We start from the raw sequence: 18,006 nt of genomic DNA, 5'->3' as shown, positions 1-18,006 counted from the left end.
CCGATCCGCGACCTTGGTCGTATGGCGGGCTTTGCCCCAGCGCATAGAAATCGGGACAGGAGGATTGTGCCATGGGAAGACGCCTGGCCCTGCTGAGCTTTCTCGTTTTCGGCATGCTCATCTGCGCCCGTATCGCAGCAGCGGAACCACTCGATCGCAACGCGATTGCAGACATGATCGTGCCGCCCTACGCGCTGGGAGAGCCGGTGAACGAGAACGGCGTCTGGACGTTGCTGAATTCCGGCGGCGCGGAGGCCGGCTATGTCTTCGAGACCGGCCCGCTCGCGCCGCTTCCGGGTTTTTCCGGCGCGCCCATCAACATGCTCGTGACAATCGACCGGGACGGCCGCTTCCTCGATGTCCGACTCGTTGCGCATAACGAGCCGATCTTCGTGTCCGGCCTCGGGGAAGCGCCGCTGCGCGCCTTCCTCGAACAATATCGCGGCCATTCGATCCGCGAAGCGCTCGTCGTCGGCACGCCCTACGGCGCGACGGGGGGCGGCTCCGACCTTGTCTATCTCGACGGGGTGACCAAGGCCACCGCATCCGTCCGCATCGCCCATGAATCGATCCTTGCCGCAACGCTGGCCGTCGCGCGCGAGAAGATGCAGGGCGTGGCAAGCGGCCCGCCGGTGCATCCCGATCCGTCGATCGATGAAAAACTCGACTGGACGGCGCTCGTCGAACGAGGGTTGGCGCGGAACCTGAAGGTCACAAATGCCGAGCTCGACAACGGCTTCAAGGGCACGATCTGGGCCCATGACGACCCGGAAGCTGCAGACGATCCGCAGGGCCTCTTCCTCGATCTGTGGGCGGTCGATATCGGCCCTCCCTCTGTCGCGCGGGCGGTCCTCAGCGAGGAAAGTTTCGCCGACCTCCAGCGCCTTCTGCGCGTATCGCCCGACGACGAGCCCATGCTGGTCATCGATGCGGGGCGTCACGGGCTCGTTTCGGCGGATTTCGTGCGCAACACCGCGCCGGACAGGCTTTCGGCCGTGCAGGACGGCCTGCCCGTCGCGCTGCGCGATGCCGACCTCGCCGTCGAAACGAAGCCGGACGTGCCGGAGGGAACGACGATGATCCTCAGGGTCGACCGTCGGCTCGGCTTCGACCCGACGCGCGACTGGACGCTCTCGGCCCAGGCGGTCCGCGCCCATGGCATGCTGCAGCCGGAAATGGGCTCCGCCCACTTTCCTCTCACCCTGAAGGCGGATGCCGCCTTCTATGTCCGCCCGGAAATATCCGTTGCGCTGCCGCCCTGGCAGGCGGCCATCGTCGACAGGAAATGGGACCTTGCGGGATTGGGCATTCTGCTGGTGGGCCTGCTCGGCGCGGTTGGCCCCGGCATGCACCGGCTCGCCGCGCCGACGGTGCTGCGCCCGGCCCGGCTTGCATTTCTCGCCGTCATGGTGGGCTTTGTCGGCTGGTGGGGACAGGGGCAGCTTTCCATCGTCACGCCGCTTGCGGCCCTTCGGGCTGCGAACGGCGGCGGCAGCCTGGCGGTCCTGCTGTATGACCCCTTCTCCCTCCTGGTCTGGGGCGCGGCCATCGTCGGTTTCGTGCTGTGGGGCCGGGGCCTGTTCTGCGGCTGGCTCTGCCCGTTCGGCGCCATGCAGGAACTCGCCCATCATGCCGGCCGCCTGCTGCGGCTGCCACAATGGAACCCCTCCCCCGTCTGGGACCGGCGGCTGAAGGCCGGCGCCTGGCTCTCCCTTGCCGGGCTGGTCGCCGTCACCTTCCTTGCGCCCGACAAGATCGAGACCGCCGCCGAGATAGAGCCCTTCAAGACCGCCGTCACCACGCTGTTCCAGCGCGAGTGGCACTATGTCGCCTATGCCGTGTTCTGGCTGGTTCTCGCCGCGATCACCTTCAAGGGCTTTTGCCGCTATGTCTGTCCGCTTGGCGCAGTGATGGCCATCGGCGGGATGCTGCGCACCCGAAGCTGGATACCGCGCCGCGCGGCATGCGGCTCGCCCTGCCAGCTCTGCCGGGTGCGCTGCCCGTACGGCGCCATTCGCAAGACCGGCAGCATCGCGTACAGCGAGTGCTTCCAGTGTCTCGATTGCGTCTCGATCCACGACGACAAGACGCAATGTGTGCCGCTGGTGCTGGCGAGCCGTAAACGCACGGCGGCCCCGGCGCGCGCCAAGATGGAGATACCGGCATGAAACGCCGCCGTTTTCTGTTTATCGCCGCGGCAGTGGCCTTCTCGGGGGCCGCCCGCGCTTCGATCACCACCTGGCAGGCGGATATGTTCGGCGGCACCGTGCGGGTGGACCTGCGCGGCCCGCGCGGCCTTGCGCAAGCCGTGTCGCAAGGCATCGCCGACACGATCGCCGAGATCGAGGCGGCTGCCAGCCTATTCAGGACCGGTTCTGCCCTCAACAGGCTGAACGCCACCGGCCGTCTCGACGATCCGCCGCCTGCCCTTCTCGACCTGCTCCATCTGGCCGGTCAGGTGCATGGGATGACGGGCAGACGGTTTGACCCGACGGTGCAGCCGCTCTGGCGCGCGCTTGCCGAAAGGCGCGATACCGCGAAGGCCCAGGCCGCCATCGGCTGGGAACGCGTGCAGATCGGTCCACCCGCAAGGCTGGACGCAGGACAGGCACTGACCCTCAACGGCATCGCACAGGGCTATGCGGCCGACCGCGTGCGCAGCCTGCTGCTGGCGGCGGGTTACGCTCAGGCACTCGTGGAGATGGGGGAATTCGCAGCCATCGGCGGCCCGTTCAGCGTGTCGGTGGAAGATCCTTCACTGGGCCAGATTGCCACCCGCCGCCTTGCCGGCAACGCCATCGCGACCTCCAGCCCGTCGGCCATGATGCTGGGCACCGGCTTCCACATTGTCGGCCCGCATGGCGAGCCGGCACGCTGGTCGACGATCTCGGTGGAGGCGCAAAGCGCCGCTATGGCCGACGGCCTTTCCACCGCTTTCTGCCTGATGCCGGCAGATGAAATCAGCGCGCTGCTGAAGCAGGCCGGCGGCGTGACGCGCGTGACGGCGGTAGATCCCGCCGGCAATGTCTCGACCTTCTGAGACCTATCGCTCGGGCGGCGTGTAGGCCAGGCCGCGCTCGGTGAAGATGCGCTCGATCTCGCCACTGGCAAGCGCATTCTCGATCGCCTCGTCGACGGCGTAGGCAAGATCCTTGTGCTGGAAATTGACGCCGACGCCGACGGTCCAGCTGCTCCGTGCAAAGCCGACGAGCGGCGGAGAATGCGTTTTCAAGCCGCTCTCTTTGTGGCGCGCAAGTGCCGCCTCCAGTTCGGCGCGCGGTCCCATCGCGGCCTTGGTGTCTCCTGCCGCAAGCCCGTCCACAGCCGCCGCGGTCGAACGGAAGCGATGGATCTTGTCGACGGGGCCGATCAGCGAGGTGAGATAGAAATCGGCAATCGAATCGTTCTCGACGGCAACCGCATCGAACCGGAAGACGGGCGGCGTGGGCCCCTTCTCCTCATAGTCGGAGGCGCGATAGGCGATTGCGATGTTTTCCTTCGCATATTGCCCCGTGAATGTGACCTGCTCGATCCGGCAGACAAGCGCGCTGTCATAGGGGACGTGCAGCATCACATCGCTGACACGGCCGCCGACGACCGCGCCTTTCCAGACATAGTTCAAGAGATCGGCTTCGAGATTCTCGCCAGCCGCGACGAGGCGGAACTTCGCCTCGACACCGAGCGCCTTGGCGACCAGCCGGCCGATCTCGACATCCACGCCGACCGCCTTGCCCTTCTCCTCGTAGGACCAGGGGGCATAGTTCTCGTAGACGGCAAATTCGATCCAGCCGTCCTCGATGATCGTGTCGAACTTGCGCCCGACATCCTGCGCGAAGGTGTTCTGTGGCTTGGCCTGGGGTACATAGTCCTCGCAACGCGCAAAGGCACCGCCCGGAAGGGCGATGCCGATTGCGAAGGCCAGAAGGGTGCGGCGCTTCATGGCTGTCCTACTGCGATGCGGAAAGGCCGACCGTCAGCACTTCCGCCGCCTTCTTCCAGCTTTCGGGCTTGTCCGAGAGAACCCGCGCGGCCTCAAAGGTGACGCTGTCGGAGACGGGTGCGCCGGAAGCCGTCTTCACCTCGGCGGAGATGGTCTCCAGTTCCTTCTTCAGCGCCGCAGTGTCGGCCACCTTGCCGCTGGCGAGTTCGTTGCGGATTTCGTGCAGGCGCGCTGCATGCGCATCGAGCGCGCCGTCTTCCGGCCGTGTCTCCACATAGGTGCGGATGGCCCAGGCCGCCTTCTGGCCAAGGATATCGCCGAAAGCCGGCATCTTCGTGGTACCGTCCTGGGTATAGCCATGGCGGAACCGCTCCATGAACCATTCATCGCCGACCTCTTCAGCCTCGAGGAAGCGCAGGTCCGGTGCAAGGCCGCCCGATACAGCGCCAAGGCCGTGACAGCGCGCACAGTTCTGGGTATAGCCCGAGGACCCGATCTCGACGGCCTTCAGCCAGACATCGGCGCCGGCTTTCGCCTCGCGATAGGGGTTTTCGGTCAACCACTCCTCGCCCACTTCCGGCAGCGCATCGGTGTTGACAGGTTGCGGTGCGACATCGCCATGAGCGATCACCAGGCTTGTCGTCGCCATGAGGATGACTGCGGCAATACCGCCGCGAATGATATTGGCCGACATAGGGACCTCCCTCCATTTCCAGCTGCGTTTTTTTACGGCAGTACGGATGCGGCAGGCTATGCGACCTAGGTCGCGACGCCCTATGGCACCAAGGTCGTATTTCGGGCGCGCCGTCCTCCAGCCATCCTGATTTCGGGAGGACTGGACATGAGGGAAAGCGTCAAAGCTTGGCGGGGAGGCGTATGCCTTGCCGTCGCATTAGCCTGTTGGGCTCCATCGGCCTCGGCGGAAATCGCCATACCGATGACCTACCTGCGCCAGGAGGTGGAACCGCCGCCGGTGCTTTCCAATCTCGATCCGATCCCTGAAGATCGCGGCATTGCCGGGGCGGAGGTGGCGCTTACCGACACCAAGACCACCGGCAGCTTCATGGGCCACGACTACAGCCTCGCGCTCGTTTCGATCGAGCCCGGCGGCGATTTGCTCGATGCCGCCCGCAAGGCGCTTGCAAGCTCCAAAATCATTTTCATCGACGGCTCGCCGGAGGAAATCCTTTCCATCGCCGATCTGCCGGAAGCCCGGGGCGCGCTGCTGTTCAACGTGTCATCTGGCGCGCGCAGCCTGCGCGATGCCGATTGCCGCGCGAATGTGCTGCACACCATGGCGGAAGACGCCATGCGCACCGACGCGCTGATGCAGATGCTGAAGGCGCGGCGCTGGACGCGCACCGTGCTGGTCGTCGGGCCGAAACCGGAGGACCAAGCTTTTGCCGAGACGCTGCGCGCCTCCGCGGGGAAATTCGGCGTGGAGATTCTCGCCTCCAAGGACTGGAGCTTCGACACGGATCTGCGCCGCGCGGCAGGACAGGAAATCCCGCTCTTCACGCAGGATTTTCCCGATCACGACGTTCTTCTGATCGCCGACGAGGCCGACGACTTCGCCCGCTACGTGCAGGACAATACCTGGCTGCCCCGCCCGGTGGCCGGCTCGGACGGCTTGCGCGGCGAAGGCTGGGCGCCGGTGCTGGAACAGTGGGCCGCCGTGCAGCTCCAGAATCGTTTCGAAAAGACAGCTGAGCGCGAGATGAACTCGCGCGACTATGCCGCCTGGACGGCATTGCGCAGCATCGGCGAGGCTGTGACGCGAACCAACTCCGCCGACCCGAAGGTGCTTCGCGACTTTATCCTCTCGGACAAGTTCGCCCTCGACGGCTTCAAGGGCCGCAGCCTCACCTATCGCGGCTGGAATGGCCAGCTCCGCCAGCCGATGGCGGTCGTCAATGCCCGCGCGCTCGTCGAACTCGCGCCGCTCGACGGCTACCTGCACCAGACCAATGAAATGGACACGCTGGGCCTCGACCGGCCCGAAAGCACCTGCACCGCCTTTGGAGGATGAGATGAGATTTCCAGCCCTGCTGATCGCGCCCATGCTGGCTGCATTGCCTCTTCAGGCAAGCGCCGGCGAAATCTGGGTGACGAATGAAAAGGACGACACCATTTCCGTCATCGATACGGAGAAGCTGGAGGTGGTTCGCACCATCAAGACCGGCGAACGGCCGCGCGGCATCACCTTCAACTCCGACCATAGCCGCGTCTATATCTGCGCTTCCGACAGCGACACGGTCCAGGTCATGGATCCGGCGACCGGCGAGGTGCTGCACGATCTGCCCTCGGGAGAAGATCCAGAACAGTTCGTGCTCGCCCCGGATGACAGGCATCTGTGGATCGCCAACGAAGACGACGCGGTGACGACCGTCGTGGACGTCGAGACACGCAAGGTCGTGGCGCAGATCAATGTCGGCATCGAGCCGGAGGGCATGGCGGTTTCGCCGGACGGCAAGATCGTCATCACCACGTCGGAAACGACGAACATGGCGCACTGGATCGATACAGACACGAAGAAGATCTTCGCCAACACGCTGGTCGATTCCCGGCCCCGCCACGCCGAATTCGCCAAGGGCGGAACGGAACTTTGGGTCTCGTCGGAAATCGGCGGCACGATCACCGTCTTCGATGTGGCGACACAAGCGGAAAAGTCCAAGATCCGCTTCGAGATCACCGGCGTCAACGCCGACCTCATCCAGCCGGTCGGCTTCGAATTCACGCCTGACGGCAAGACGGCCTTCGTCGCGCTCGGCCCGTCCAACCATGTCGCAGTGATCGATGCCGATACGTTCGAGGTCAAGAGCTATATCCTCGTCGGCCGGCGGGTCTGGCACCTCGCCTTCTCGCCCGATCACAAGCAGCTCTTCACCACCAACGGCGTCTCGGGCGACGTGACCGTCATCGACGTCGCCTCGCTCGAGCCCGTGAAATCCATCAAGGTCGGCCGCTTCCCCTGGGGCGCGGCGAGCCGGCCATAACAGCGAAAGAGGAGAACATGATGAAAAGAGCGATCCTGGCAGCCATAGCGCTTGTCGCCGTACCGTTTGTCGCGCTGGCCGATGACGATGACGCAGCAAAGCCCGAGGCAGAAATGGGCCTTGCAGGCCTCCTCTCCAAGTCCAATCGCGAGAAACTGCCGGAACTCACGCTCTCGGCCGGCCAGCCGGTATCGAGCGGACCGCTGACGCTGAAATCCGGCAAATATTACACGCTGGAGATCAAGGCGGACGGCAGCCAGGAACTGGCGCTTGAGGGAGCCGGGTTCTTCCGGGCCATCTGGATCAACGAGATCGTCATCGAAGGCATCGAGATCCGCCCGCTCGGCATCGATTCCCTTGAGTTCGACGAAGCCGGCGAGGCGGAGATCAGCTTCATCGCGATCAAGCCCGGCAGCTACCAGCTCAAGGTGCCCGGCAGCACCGGCGATACGCAACAGGTGTCCATCACCATAGAATGAGCAGCACATGAGCGGCTTGACGGTAAAGGGTATCAGCCACGACTGGGGCGCACGGCCTGCGCTCGATGGCGTCTCCTTTTCCGTCGGGCGCGGCCGCTTCTGTGCCCTGCTCGGGCCGAACGGCGCAGGCAAGTCGACGCTGTTCGGCATGCTCACCCGGCTCTTCGTACCGCGTGCCGGACGCATCGCCATTGCCGGCTACGACATCGCGCAGGCGCCCCGCGCCGCGCTTTCCCGCATGGGCGTGGTGTTCCAGGCCTCGACGCTCGATCCGGACCTTACCGTCAGGCGCAACCTGCTCTATTTCGCCGCCCTGCACGGACTGTCGGGGCGGGAAGCGGAAACGCGCGCCATGGCGGCACTCGACAGGCTCGGCATGGCGGAGCGGGCGGGAGAGAAGGCCGCCAAGCTCAATGGCGGCCACCGCCGGCGCATGGAGATCGCCCGCGCGCTCATCCATCGTCCCGAGGTGCTTCTGCTCGACGAGCCGACCGTCGGGCTGGACGCAGCCTCGCGCGCCGCCATCACGCAGCATGTGCACGACCTTGCGGCCGAGGGGCTGACGGTGCTGTGGGCGACCCATCTGGTCGACGAGGTCTGGCCGCAGGACCGGCTCGTCATTCTCCACCGTGGCCGGGTGCTGGCCGATGGCGAGGCCGGCGAGATCGGCGGCACGGACCTTACCGGCCGCTTTCTGGCGCTGACGGGAGACCAATCATGACCGTGGAGGCAGGCACCGGTTTCTTCTCCTCGCACCCGGTCATTGCGCTGCGCGCGATCGTTCACCGGGAAGCCCTGCGGTTTCTCGGCCAGCGCGGGCGGCTCATCGCGGCGCTCGTGCGCCCGCTCGTCTGGCTCTTCGTCTTCGCGGCCGGGTTCCGGGCCGCGCTCGGCCTCTCGATCACGCCGCCCTACCAGACCTATATCACCTACGAGATCTACATCGTGCCGGGACTGGTGGGCATGATCCTGCTGTTCAGCGGCATGCAATCCTCGCTGAGCCTCGTCTACGACCGCGAAATGGGATCAATGCGGCTGTTGCTGACCTCACCCCTGCCGCGCTGGTGGCTGCTCTTCTGCCGCCTGCTTGCCGGTAGCCTGATCGCCGTGCTGCAAGCCTATGCCTTTCTGGCGATCGCGGCGCTCTACGGCATCCGCTTTCCCTGGGCCGGCTATCTGCTGGCGGCCCCGGCCATGGCCGTTGCGGCCATGATGCTCGGCGCGCTCGGCCTGCTGCTCTCCTCCTTCATCCGGCAGCTGGAGAATTTCGCCGGCGTGATGAACTTCGTCATCTTCCCGATGTTCTTCCTCTCCTCCGCGCTCTATCCGCTGTGGAAAATGGCGGAGGCCTCGCCGCGGCTGCGCGACCTTTGCGCAATCAATCCCTTTACCCATGCCGTCGAACTGATCCGCTTCGCGCTCTATGCGAAGGCAAATCCGACCGCGCTCGCCATCACCCTCGCCGCCTTCCTGCTCTTCGGCCTTGTCGCCGTCTGGGGCTACGATCCGGCGCGCGGGATGACGGCGCGAAAGGCCTGACCCGGCTACTCACACCAAGGAAAACTGCCATGCGCCTTGCCACTGCCACCGCCGGCCTTCTTTTCGCTTTCGCCCAGCCCGCCTGGTCACAGACCGACGCGGACGGCTCACTCAATCCCGAGGAGCTGACGCTCAACCGCGTCATGAAGGATGTGAGAGAGGGGCGCACCAGCATGACCATCTGCGCCACCGGCTACTACATTACCAAGTCTGGCCGGCACGAGATGGCGCGCGAGCTTTTCGAGCGTTGCGCCGCAGCCGGCTGGACCGGAGCAATGACCTGGATGTCGCAGCTCGACGACAACGGGCTCGGCGGTCCGGAAGACCCCGACAGCGCCGCCGAATGGGACCGCCGGGCAGCCGAGGCGGGTGACCCGATCGGCAAGTTCAACTACGGGCTCGACCTGATGCGTGGGCGCGGCGTCGTGGAAAACCGCGCGCTCGGGCGCAAATATATCGACGACGCGGCCAACAGCGGCCTCGCCCCGGCCCAGCGCCTGAAAGCCGCCGACTACGATCTCGATGTCGTAACCCCGGATGCCGACGACTGGAAATACGCGCCGGGCTTCTGATCTTCCTCGATGATTCGCGCCGGGCGTCCCTCGAGCCGAAGCGTGCGGGAGGCGAGTCTCTCGGCTTCAGCGCGCACATGCGTAACGAGTAGGGTGGCGCAGGGCCGCCTTGCCATCAGGTGCTCGAACAGGCCCATCATCTCCGAGGCAAGCGCCGGGTCGAGACTGACGAAGGGTTCGTCCATCAGGAGAAGATCGGGTGCCGACGCGAAGGCGCGCGCCAGCGACAGGCGGCGCTGCTGCCCGAGCGAAAGCATGCCGGGATAACGCTCGCCCAGTCCCCCCAGCTCCACGTCCTCCAGCCAGCGGCTGGCCTCCTCGCGCGAAACGCGCGCAATAATCGTGAGGTTGTCCAGTGCGGTCCGCCACGGCAGGAGAACGGGCTCCTGAAAGACCATGGCGAGCCTTTCCGTCGCCTCGCGCCGCCCGTTGAAGCTGCGGTCGAGCCCGGCGACAACGCGCAGCAGAGACGTCTTGCCGACACCCGACGGACCGGTGAGCGCCACCGTCTCGCCCGGCGCCAGCGAAAGCCTCATGGGGCCGAGAACGCCGCCCGGCCCGCCGCGCTCAAGATCGAGCCGCAGAACCGGCTCAGTTTTCGGGGTGATGGAAGACGCCACCGGGCAGGTCCTTCAGGTCCCCGACCAGATCGGCACCGCCGAGTTCGGTCATCAGCTTCAGCATTCGCGCAGCGGCTTCTTCATCCACCGCGCCCTCGCCCGGCGCGCCGGCGAGGAACGCCGCTTTCAGCGCCTCGAACTCCGCATCGGTCTCCGCCCGCATTATCGGCCGGATGCGCTCCCAGGCCGCCGGATCGGCGGCGAGCCGCTGTTTGGCCTGCCGTGAGGCTGCGGCGATCGCTTCGCCTAGCCCCGGATGCGCCTTTAGAACATTGCCCCGCACCACATAGCCGACAAGCGGCGTCTGCGGATCGAGCCCGAGGGCTTCGGCCGCCTTGTCGATGGGAAGAAGCGTGCGCATCCCGGCCGCCTGCATGCGGGCGCCAAAATTCCAGAAATTCAGGGCGCCCTGCACCTCGCCGTCGAGCGCGGCCTTGTAGACGAGCGGCGGCGCGCCGAAGACCTGGTCGGTCGTTTCGGCCAGATCGAAATTCTCGACCTTCCGGGCATAGGCACGCAGGATCAGCCAGCTCTTGTCGATCGGGCTTCCGGCGACGCCGATCTTTTGCCCTTTCAGGTCTGCCAGGCTCCTGGCCGCGCTGTCGGCAGGCACCATCAGTCCACCGACGGCGCGCGAATATGGAATGAAGACGACGTCGCGGCCGGCGGCCCGCTCGCGCGCCACCCAGAGCCAGTCGGAGACGATCATGTCCACCTCGCCACCGATCAGTGCAATCTGTGCGGCGGGAGCCCCGGCGATATCGGTCACCTCCATGCGGAAGCCGTTCGCCTTATCGAGGCCATAGTGGCGGATGGTATCGGCCTCCCAGCTCACGGTGCCGGAAAGCTGGAGGGCCGCACGCACAACCGGAGTCTCGGCGCAGACCGGCAGGCTGGAAAACAGCGCAACGACCACCGCGCCGACGAACGACTTCAGGAATGTCATGGGCTCTCCTCCCCTTGCTCCCGTGATCGTATCCGCCGCGCCGGCGCGCCGATATACGACCTAAAGAGGGGGGGCTCAGACACGCGGGAATCCGGCTATTACGACCAAGGTCCAATTCATCCTGCCGGCAAGTAGGCGGATGATCCGCACCATGGAGCCCGCATCCATCTGCGGGCATGGAGTGGGAGGATGTTATGAGGAGTGTCGTGCTGGCCACTGTGGCGGCCATTGCCTGTGCGAGTGCCGTACAGGCAGGAGTAACGGAAGAAGATCTCGCGAAGGACGCGGAAACCGTCGGTGACGTCCTGACAAACGGCATGGGACGCGACCTGCAGCGCTTCTCGCCGATGGAAACGCTCAACACGAAGAACGTCAAGCATCTGGTGCCGGCCTGGGCATTCTCACTCGGCGGCGAAAAGCAGCGCGGCCAGGAAAGCCAGCCGATCATCTATGACGGCATGATGTACATTACTGGCTCCTACAGCCGCATCTATGCCATCGACATCAAGAGCGGCAAGGAAGTCTGGCAGTACGACGCACGCCTTCCGGAAGGCATCCTTCCCTGTTGCGACGTGGTCAACCGCGGTGCGGCGATCTTTGGCGACAACATCTATTTCGGCACTCTCGATGCGCGCCTCGTGGCGTTGAACCGCAAGACCGGCGATGTCGTCTGGAACAAGAAGCTCGCCGACTACAAGGAAGGCTACAGCTATACTGCCGCTCCGCTGATCGTTGACGGCCTTGTCGTTACCGGTAATTCCGGCGGTGAATTCGGCGTCGTCGGCGAAGTACAGGCACGCAATGCCGAGACCGGCGAACTCGTCTGGAGCCGCCCCGTCATCGAAGGCCATATGGGCACCCTCAATGGCAAGGAAAGCACCATGACCGGGACGCTGAACGCGACCTGGCCGGGCGACATGTGGAAGACCGGCGGCGGCGCGACCTGGCTCGGCGGCTCCTATGACCAGGACACCAAGACGCTCGTTTTCGGCGCTGGCAACCCCTCGCCCTGGAACAGCCACCTGCGCGGCGCCGGCAAGCCGGTCGAAGGCAACAAGGGTGACAACCTCTATGCCGCATCGCGTCTCGGCATCGATCCGGCAAACGGTGAGATCAAGTGGCACTTCCAGACCACCCCGCGCGAGGGCTGGGATTTCGATGGTGTCAACGAGGTCGTGCCTTTCGTCGACAAGGACGGCAACAAGCGCTTCGCAACGGCCGACCGCAACGGCTTTTTCTACATCCTCAACCGCGAGGACGGCAAGTTCGTCGCCGCCCACCCCTTCGTGAAGAACATCTCCTGGGCAAAGGGCATCGACGAGACCGGCCGGCCGATCTTCAACGAGGAGAACCGTCCGGGCGACGCAGCAGCTGCGGCCGACGGCGCGAAGGGCCAGCAGGTCTTCTCTGTTCCCTCGTTCCTCGGCGGTAAGAACTGGATGCCGATGGCTTACAGCCCGAACACCGGACTGTTCTATGTTCCTTCCAACGAATGGGGCATGGACATCTGGAACGAGCCGATCACCTACAAGAAGGGCGCCGCCTATCTCGGCGCGGGCTTCACCATCAAGCCGCTCTTCGAGGATCACATCGGCAGCCTGAAGGCGATCGACCCCAATAGCGGCGAGATCAAGTGGGAATACAAGAACGGCGCTCCGCTCTGGAGCGGCGCGATGACCACCGCCGGCGGCCTCGTCTTCTTCGGAAACCCGGAAGGTGATTTCATCGCCCTCAACAACGAGACTGGCGAGGAACTCTGGAAGTTCCAGACCGGCTCGGGGATCGTCGGGCAGCCGGTTACCTGGGAGCAGGACGGCGAGCAATATGTCTCGGTGATTTCCGGCTGGGGCGGCGCGGTCCCGCTCTGGGGCGGGGAAGTTGCCAAGAAGGTCAACTATCTCAACCAAGGCGGCACGGTCTGGACCTTCCGTCTACCCAAACAACTGGCAGCGCTAGACTAGGAAAACGGGCCGGGCGGAAACGCCCGGCTTCCTTCTTTTCAAGGTGGCCAAGCAAGGCCTGTGAAGACGGACGAATTCGATGCTAAGCTATCGCCAGCCCTTTCGGGAATTTCGCATGATGCCAGTTCCAGCCAACGAGACACCCGTGCGTACATTGAAATCGGCGTTGATCGTCGATGACCACCCGTTGTTCTGCGATGCACTGTCGATGACCCTGACAGGCCCTGTCGGCATTCCCGAGGTGGAGGCCGTCGGCACGCTGGAGGCGGCGCTCACCAGGCTCGAGACCGGCCCCCTGCCCGACGTCGTGGTCCTCGACCTCAACCTTCCAGACGTCAACGGGCTCGACGGGGTGGTGCGGCTGCGCCGCGCCCTGCCGGAAACGCCGATCGTCGTCGTCTCGTCGCTCGACGAGGTTCGCATCGTGCGGGCTGTGTTGAAGGCGGGCGTGAACGCGTTTGTTCCCAAACACGCTTCGCGCGAGGAGTTTCGCGAGGCCTTCTCGGTCATCGCGCGCGGGGAAATCCATGCGAGCCGCATGGCGCTCGAGGCTTCTGCGCCGACACCGTCCGAAGAAGCAGTCAAGCGACTGGCCCTGCTGACGCGCCAGCAGGCCCGCATTCTTCAGCTCGTCTGCGCCGGCCGGATGAACAAGCACATCGCATACGAGCTATCGATAGCCGAGACCACGGTGAAGGCGCACGTCACCGCCATCATGCGCAAGCTCGGCGTGCAAACACGCATGCAGGCCGTTCTCTTCGCGCAGGAGGCGAGTTTCAGCACGATGGTGACGTCGCCCGAAGGATGTTTCCTGGAAGAATGAAATGCGCACTGGTGCCAGCGCGCCGCGGATGCTCTAAGCTTTAGGCGGGGGAAGCGTCGGAGGAGGCCATCGCCCGTGGACGAACATTTCATTACGCGCGCCTTCGTATCCGCGCATGACGACCGCGCGGTCGAGCGGCTGGCTGCACGCCTCGGCCCCGGCCCTTTTTCGCTCGTTCTGCTTTTCGTTTCGCCCGAAGCCGACGTTGCGGCATTCGTTGCCGATGCCACCCGGATCTGGCAAGGCGCACGGATCGCCGGCTGTACCACCGCCGGAGAAATCTCCGGCGCCGGCTATGACGAAGGAAGCATCGTCGCCATCGGTTTCCATACGCGCCATTTCGCGGCCGAGACACTGCTCATTCCCGATCTTTCGCAGCTGGTTGCAAAGGATCTGTCGGAGGCATTGCTCCAGATCCGGCACTCGCTCGCCCGCGACCATGGACACCTGCAGGAAGAATTCGCACTGCTTCTGGTGGATGGGTTGTCCGCGCGCGAGGACGAGCTTGCCTCGGCGCTTGCCGCCGGCACCGGCACGATGCCGCTGATTGGCGGGTCGGCTGGAGATGGCGTCAATTTCCGCGAAACCCTCGTCTTCGACGGCAAGCAAATTCTGGCGAATGCAGCGGTGATTTCCATCCTGCGCGGTGCCTGTCCCCTGCAGGTTTTCAAGATGGACCATATCAGGCCCACCCAGCGCCGGATGGTTGTCACGCAGGCCGATCCGGCCAGCCGCATCGTGCGGCAGATCAATGCCGAACCTGCGGTGCACGAATATGCCCGCCTCATCGGCATGCAGCCGGAAAGCGTCAATATCCTCACCTTCGCGATCCACCCGCTGACGGTGCGCATGGGCGAGCGCCATCATGTGCGCGCCATCCAGCGCGTCCTGCCGTCCGGTGAACTCCTGTTCTTTGCCGCAATCGACGAGGGCATGGTGCTGACCATCGCCGAGCCGGAGGATCTGGTGGATCATCTGGGGAGCGAGTTGCAGGCATTGAGGCAGCCCGGCGATCCCATCGCCGTGCTCGGCTTCGACTGCATCCTGCGACGGATCGAGGCGCAGGAAAAACAGATGACCGGCCGTGTTTCGAAGCTTCTGCGCGAACATGGAGTCATTGGATTTTCGACCTATGGCGAACAGATCGGCCCGATGCACATCAACCACACGATGACCGGCTTTGCCTTCTATCCGCCCGGCACGGTCATTCCAGGAAGCGACCCATGAACAGTCCATCCAAAGGATTGCTCGACCCGGCCGATGGCGAAACGCGAAATCTCGAAAAAATGCTCGTCATCGCCGATGCTCTCATGCGACATGTCGAGCAGAGTTCCGGTGACAGGGGAGATGCCTTCGAGCAGTTTCGCCGCGCAGCCGTGCTGGAAGACCGTGTGCGACAGCGCACGCGCGACCTCGAAACGACGCTGAGACAGCTCAACGACGCCAACAGCGCCGCCGAGCGGGCCAGACGCGACCTCGCCCAGGCGTTCGAAGCCGTCGATGAAGGTTTCGCCCTTTTCGACCCCGCCGACTACCTCGTTCTTACCAATTCCCGCTTCTGTCGCGACCTTGCCGATATCCGGCCGAAGCTCTTTCCCGGCACCACCTTCGCGGAATATGTACAGATCGTCAGCCGGTCCACGATGCTCGCCCTGCCCGAGGGCGTGACAACGGATGCCTGGATGGCCGAGCGCATCCGCCTGCACCGGACGCCGCAGGTCTTCAATGTCGGGCTTACCGGCGATCGCTGGCTCCAGGTAAGCGAACAGCGCACCCCCGATGGTGGCACTGTCATCCTCCAGACTGACATTACCGACATCATCCGCATGGAGCGCTCGGAGCGCGGCAAGCTGCTGGACGACCAGGCCCGGATGATCCGAGCAACGCTCGAACATATCAAGCAGGGGGTTCTCATCTTCGATGCCAACCGCCGGCTGGCGGGCTGGAACAGCCGCGCCGCGCAGCTATTGGACATCTCGGCACGGCTGCTGCACCGCGGAACACCCTTCGACCTGCTGGCCGAGCGCATCGCCCGCTCGCTAACCATTAGCGAGGGCTTTAACGCCGAAAGCCTGCACATCTGGATTGCCGGCGGGCAGCCGCGCGAACCGCTGTCCTTCGAGATCCAGCACGAATCTGGCGTGATCCTTGATGTCTTCGCGCAGGAAATGCCGGGCCGCGGCTTCGTCATGTCCTTCGCGGACGTGACGCGTGAACGCCTTGCCATTCACGCCATGATCCGCGCCAACACTTCGCTCGAGGCCCGGGTGGCGGAACGCACCGGAGACCTTGCCGCCGCGCTTGCCGAGGCCGAGCGCGCCAATTCCGCCCGCGTCCGCTTCGTCGCCGCGGCAAGCCACGACCTTCTGCAGCCGCTCTCGGCGGCGAAACTCTTCGTGGCGGCAGCGCGCGACGACGCGGAAGCCACGCCGATGTGCGGGACGCTGGAAAAGGCGCACAACGCGCTTGTCAGCGTCGAGGGAATACTCGGCGCCCTGCTCGATATTTCCCGCCTGGAATCGGGCGGTTCCGCAGTCGATATCGGGCCAGTGCCCCTTTCGGTTCTGCTCCGCCAGCTGACCGACGAATTCGCGCCCATTGCCGCGCGCAAAGGGCTGAGGCTCGATATACTGCCCTGCGGCCTCACCGTATCGAGCGATCCGACCTATCTGCGGCGCATCCTGCAGAACCTCATCAGCAACGCCATCCGCTACACGCGCTCCGGCCGGGTCCTCGTCGGGCCGCGCCGGACAAACGGCCAGGTGCGCCTCGAAGTGCATGACACCGGGCCCGGTATCGCAGCCGACCAGCAGCAATCGATCTTCCGCGAGTTCCATCGCATCCAGGGCTCGGCCTCCGCATCCGAGGGCATGGGACTTGGTCTGGCGATCGTGGAGCGGGCATGCGGACTGCTCGATCACCGGCTCACGCTTCGCTCGGAACCGGGACGCGGCACCTGTTTTGCCGTGGATCTCGCCCTCATGCCGCAAAACGCAAAGCCCGCTTACCTGGAGGCCACGCCGACGATCCCGGACGAGCCCGGCGACAACAGCGACCGCATCGCGCTTCTCGTGGAAAACGACGGGGACCTGCGCCGCGCCATCGCGTTGCTGCTGGAGCGCCGAGGGGTCAGCGTACTGGAGGCGGCAAGCGGCGAGGAAGCGCTCTCCCTTCTGGAGGAAATCGGGATCGTGCCCGATCTCTACCTGATCGACCAGCAGCTCGACGGAGCGCTCACCGGCATAGAAACCGCGCTGGCCCTGCATACCGAATACGGCGAGCGCCCGACCCGCATCCTCACTGCCAACCGCACGCCGCAGACGCGCCTCGCCGCGGACGCCGCGGGTATCGAGATCATGTACAAACCGATCGCCGCCGACGCTTTGGAGGCCTTCGTGCTGTACGCCGGCTGATTCTGCACCAAGGTCGCATTGCAGTCGAGCGCGCCAGATGGAACATCCCCACCACCCGAATTGGAGGAGGATGGACATGAAGAAGCTACTCGTGACGACCGCCCTGCTGATCCTTGCAAGCGGCCCGGCATATGCCGCCGAGCACATCGTCAACATGTTGAACAAGGGCGAAAGCGGCGCCATGGTTTTCGAACCGGCTGCCATCGCCGCTGCGCCCGGCGATACGATCCGCTTTGTCCCGACGGACAAGAGCCACAATGTCGAGGGCATCAAGGGCATGCTTCCGGAAGGGGTAAAGCCCTTCAAGAGCAAGGTGAACGACGAATACGTCCTGACCGTTACCGAGCCCGGTTTCTACGGCGTGAAATGCTCGCCGCACTACAGCATGGGCATGGTCGCCCTCATCCGTGTTGGCGACGGCTCGCCCAATCTGGACGCTGCGAAAGCGGTGAAACTGCCGAAGAAAGCCGGAGAGCGGATGACGGCCGCCTTCGAGACGCTGGCCGGCGCTCAGTAACCGGGCTCTGGCGGATCGAGACCTTGGTCGCATTGTGAAGCCGCCTCGAAGAGATCAGCCTGAGCACGTCAACAGCCCACGTTCTGGAGGAGAAGCAAATGGCCTGGAAGAAACCCGTCGTCAAAGACATCGCCTGCGGCATGGAAATCAACATGTACGGCCCGTCGGAAGATGACCCGCGTCCCGACCATCCGTTCTGA

The 18,006-nt window shown here is 64.7% G+C and carries 18 protein-coding genes; 14 read left to right on the top strand and 4 right to left on the bottom strand.

From position 1 onward, the window contains the following. Positions 1–71: 71 nt before the first annotated feature. Together WA950_RS20020 and WA950_RS20015 are read left to right on the top strand one after the other, a co-directional pair. Positions 72–2,168 carry a 4Fe-4S binding protein gene (locus WA950_RS20020; protein ID WP_424553478.1) on the top strand — a complete coding sequence of 699 codons (2,097 nt, stop codon included), beginning with the start codon at positions 72–74 and terminating at the stop codon, positions 2,166–2,168. Next, the gene (locus WA950_RS20015; protein WP_424553477.1) at positions 2,165–3,040 is read left to right on the top strand and encodes an FAD:protein FMN transferase; all 876 of its coding nucleotides are present in this window, start codon (positions 2,165–2,167) and stop codon (positions 3,038–3,040) included. The genes WA950_RS20020 and WA950_RS20015 overlap by 4 nt, the downstream gene beginning before the upstream one ends. Before the next feature lie 3 nt (positions 3,041–3,043). Here the strand turns inward: WA950_RS20015 and WA950_RS20010 are convergent, their stop codons facing one another. After that, positions 3,044–3,940, bottom strand: coding sequence for a transporter substrate-binding domain-containing protein (locus WA950_RS20010; RefSeq protein ID WP_424553476.1), 897 nt, complete (start codon positions 3,938–3,940; stop codon positions 3,044–3,046). Between the two features lie 7 nt (positions 3,941–3,947). After that, a complete protein-coding gene (pedF, locus tag WA950_RS20005) occupies positions 3,948–4,634 on the bottom strand; it encodes a cytochrome c-550 PedF (protein WP_424553475.1) in 687 nt (228 codons plus the stop codon). 243 nt (positions 4,635–4,877) lie between these two features. Here pedF and WA950_RS20000 point away from each other — a divergent pair, with 243 nt between their 5' ends. The 6 genes from WA950_RS20000 to WA950_RS19975 are packed head-to-tail and all read left to right on the top strand — an operon-like array spanning position 4,878 to position 9,526. Beyond that, positions 4,878–5,969 (top strand): ABC transporter substrate-binding protein, encoded by a 1,092-nt coding sequence (locus tag WA950_RS20000; protein WP_424553474.1) that lies wholly within the window; start codon positions 4,878–4,880, stop codon positions 5,967–5,969. Position 5,970: 1 nt separating this feature from the next. Beyond that, positions 5,971–6,936: a YVTN family beta-propeller repeat protein gene (locus tag WA950_RS19995; RefSeq protein ID WP_424553473.1), complete on the top strand. Its 966-nt coding sequence runs from the start codon at positions 5,971–5,973 to the stop codon at positions 6,934–6,936. Positions 6,937–6,956: 20 nt separating this feature from the next. Next, on the top strand, positions 6,957–7,415 hold the full coding sequence (locus WA950_RS19990) for a hypothetical protein (protein WP_424553472.1): 459 nt from the start codon (positions 6,957–6,959) through the stop codon (positions 7,413–7,415). A 7-nt stretch (positions 7,416–7,422) separates the two neighbouring features. After that, positions 7,423–8,136, top strand: a complete 714-nt coding sequence (locus tag WA950_RS19985; protein WP_424553471.1) for an ABC transporter ATP-binding protein — start codon at positions 7,423–7,425, stop codon at positions 8,134–8,136. Continuing rightward, complete coding sequence (locus tag WA950_RS19980; RefSeq protein WP_424553470.1) at positions 8,133–8,954, top strand: ABC transporter permease; 822 nt, start codon at positions 8,133–8,135, stop codon at positions 8,952–8,954. Before WA950_RS19985 ends, WA950_RS19980 begins: the two co-directional genes overlap by 4 nt. Before the next feature lie 29 nt (positions 8,955–8,983). Then, the gene (locus tag WA950_RS19975) at positions 8,984–9,526 is read left to right on the top strand and encodes a tetratricopeptide repeat protein (RefSeq protein WP_424553469.1); all 543 of its coding nucleotides are present in this window, start codon (positions 8,984–8,986) and stop codon (positions 9,524–9,526) included. On the opposite strand, the gene WA950_RS19970 is transcribed toward WA950_RS19975, so the two are convergent. Beyond that, positions 9,466–10,146, bottom strand: a complete 681-nt coding sequence (locus tag WA950_RS19970) for an ABC transporter ATP-binding protein (protein WP_424553468.1) — start codon at positions 10,144–10,146, stop codon at positions 9,466–9,468. The two genes, WA950_RS19975 and WA950_RS19970, sit on opposite strands and share 61 nt — an antisense overlap. Next, on the bottom strand, positions 10,118–11,092 hold the full coding sequence (locus WA950_RS19965; protein WP_424553467.1) for an ABC transporter substrate-binding protein: 975 nt from the start codon (positions 11,090–11,092) through the stop codon (positions 10,118–10,120). Before WA950_RS19965 ends, WA950_RS19970 begins: the two co-directional genes overlap by 29 nt. A 194-nt stretch (positions 11,093–11,286) precedes the next feature. Between WA950_RS19965 and WA950_RS19960 the strand changes: the two genes are divergently transcribed. The 6 genes from WA950_RS19960 (at position 11,287) to pqqA (ending at position 18,006) form a co-directional block, all read left to right on the top strand. Beyond that, entirely contained in the window at positions 11,287–13,053 is a 1,767-nt protein-coding gene (locus WA950_RS19960) for a PQQ-dependent methanol/ethanol family dehydrogenase (protein ID WP_424553466.1), read from the top strand. 115 nt (positions 13,054–13,168) lie between these two features. After that, positions 13,169–13,876 carry a response regulator transcription factor gene (locus WA950_RS19955; RefSeq protein WP_424553465.1) on the top strand — a complete coding sequence of 236 codons (708 nt, stop codon included), beginning with the start codon at positions 13,169–13,171 and terminating at the stop codon, positions 13,874–13,876. 75 nt (positions 13,877–13,951) lie between these two features. After that, positions 13,952–15,103, top strand: a complete 1,152-nt coding sequence (locus WA950_RS19950) for an FIST N-terminal domain-containing protein (RefSeq protein ID WP_424553464.1) — start codon at positions 13,952–13,954, stop codon at positions 15,101–15,103. Continuing rightward, positions 15,100–17,289, top strand: a complete 2,190-nt coding sequence (locus WA950_RS19945) for a PAS-domain containing protein (RefSeq protein WP_424553463.1) — start codon at positions 15,100–15,102, stop codon at positions 17,287–17,289. Before WA950_RS19950 ends, WA950_RS19945 begins: the two co-directional genes overlap by 4 nt. Positions 17,290–17,365: 76 nt before the next feature. Continuing rightward, on the top strand, positions 17,366–17,806 hold the full coding sequence (locus tag WA950_RS19940; RefSeq protein ID WP_424553462.1) for a pseudoazurin: 441 nt from the start codon (positions 17,366–17,368) through the stop codon (positions 17,804–17,806). A gap of 98 nt (positions 17,807–17,904) precedes the next feature. Next, positions 17,905–18,006: a pyrroloquinoline quinone precursor peptide PqqA gene (gene pqqA / locus WA950_RS19935; protein WP_319316463.1), complete on the top strand. Its 102-nt coding sequence runs from the start codon at positions 17,905–17,907 to the stop codon at positions 18,004–18,006.

Origin of the sequence: Shinella sp. (assembly GCF_049651085.1) — a bacterium.
In the GTDB taxonomy this organism is placed as follows: domain Bacteria; phylum Pseudomonadota; class Alphaproteobacteria; order Rhizobiales; family Rhizobiaceae; genus Shinella.
This window is presented reverse-complemented; position numbering and strand designations above follow the sequence as displayed.

Coding starts and splice junctions, on each gene's coding strand:
- WA950_RS20020 (WP_424553478.1), top strand. CDS start 72: ATGGGAAGACGCCTGGCCCTGCTGAGCTTTCTCGTTTTCGGCATGCTC.
- WA950_RS20015 (WP_424553477.1), top strand. CDS start 2,165: ATGAAACGCCGCCGTTTTCTGTTTATCGCCGCGGCAGTGGCCTTCTCG.
- WA950_RS20010 (WP_424553476.1), bottom strand. CDS start 3,940: ATGAAGCGCCGCACCCTTCTGGCCTTCGCAATCGGCATCGCCCTTCCG.
- pedF (WP_424553475.1), bottom strand. CDS start 4,634: ATGTCGGCCAATATCATTCGCGGCGGTATTGCCGCAGTCATCCTCATG.
- WA950_RS20000 (WP_424553474.1), top strand. CDS start 4,878: ATGACCTACCTGCGCCAGGAGGTGGAACCGCCGCCGGTGCTTTCCAAT.
- WA950_RS19995 (WP_424553473.1), top strand. CDS start 5,971: ATGAGATTTCCAGCCCTGCTGATCGCGCCCATGCTGGCTGCATTGCCT.
- WA950_RS19990 (WP_424553472.1), top strand. CDS start 6,957: ATGAAAAGAGCGATCCTGGCAGCCATAGCGCTTGTCGCCGTACCGTTT.
- WA950_RS19985 (WP_424553471.1), top strand. CDS start 7,423: ATGAGCGGCTTGACGGTAAAGGGTATCAGCCACGACTGGGGCGCACGG.
- WA950_RS19980 (WP_424553470.1), top strand. CDS start 8,133: ATGACCGTGGAGGCAGGCACCGGTTTCTTCTCCTCGCACCCGGTCATT.
- WA950_RS19975 (WP_424553469.1), top strand. CDS start 8,984: ATGCGCCTTGCCACTGCCACCGCCGGCCTTCTTTTCGCTTTCGCCCAG.
- WA950_RS19965 (WP_424553467.1), bottom strand. CDS start 11,092: ATGACATTCCTGAAGTCGTTCGTCGGCGCGGTGGTCGTTGCGCTGTTT.
- WA950_RS19960 (WP_424553466.1), top strand. CDS start 11,287: ATGAGGAGTGTCGTGCTGGCCACTGTGGCGGCCATTGCCTGTGCGAGT.
- WA950_RS19955 (WP_424553465.1), top strand. CDS start 13,169: ATGATGCCAGTTCCAGCCAACGAGACACCCGTGCGTACATTGAAATCG.
- WA950_RS19945 (WP_424553463.1), top strand. CDS start 15,100: ATGAACAGTCCATCCAAAGGATTGCTCGACCCGGCCGATGGCGAAACG.
- WA950_RS19940 (WP_424553462.1), top strand. CDS start 17,366: ATGAAGAAGCTACTCGTGACGACCGCCCTGCTGATCCTTGCAAGCGGC.
- pqqA (WP_319316463.1), top strand. CDS start 17,905: ATGGCCTGGAAGAAACCCGTCGTCAAAGACATCGCCTGCGGCATGGAA.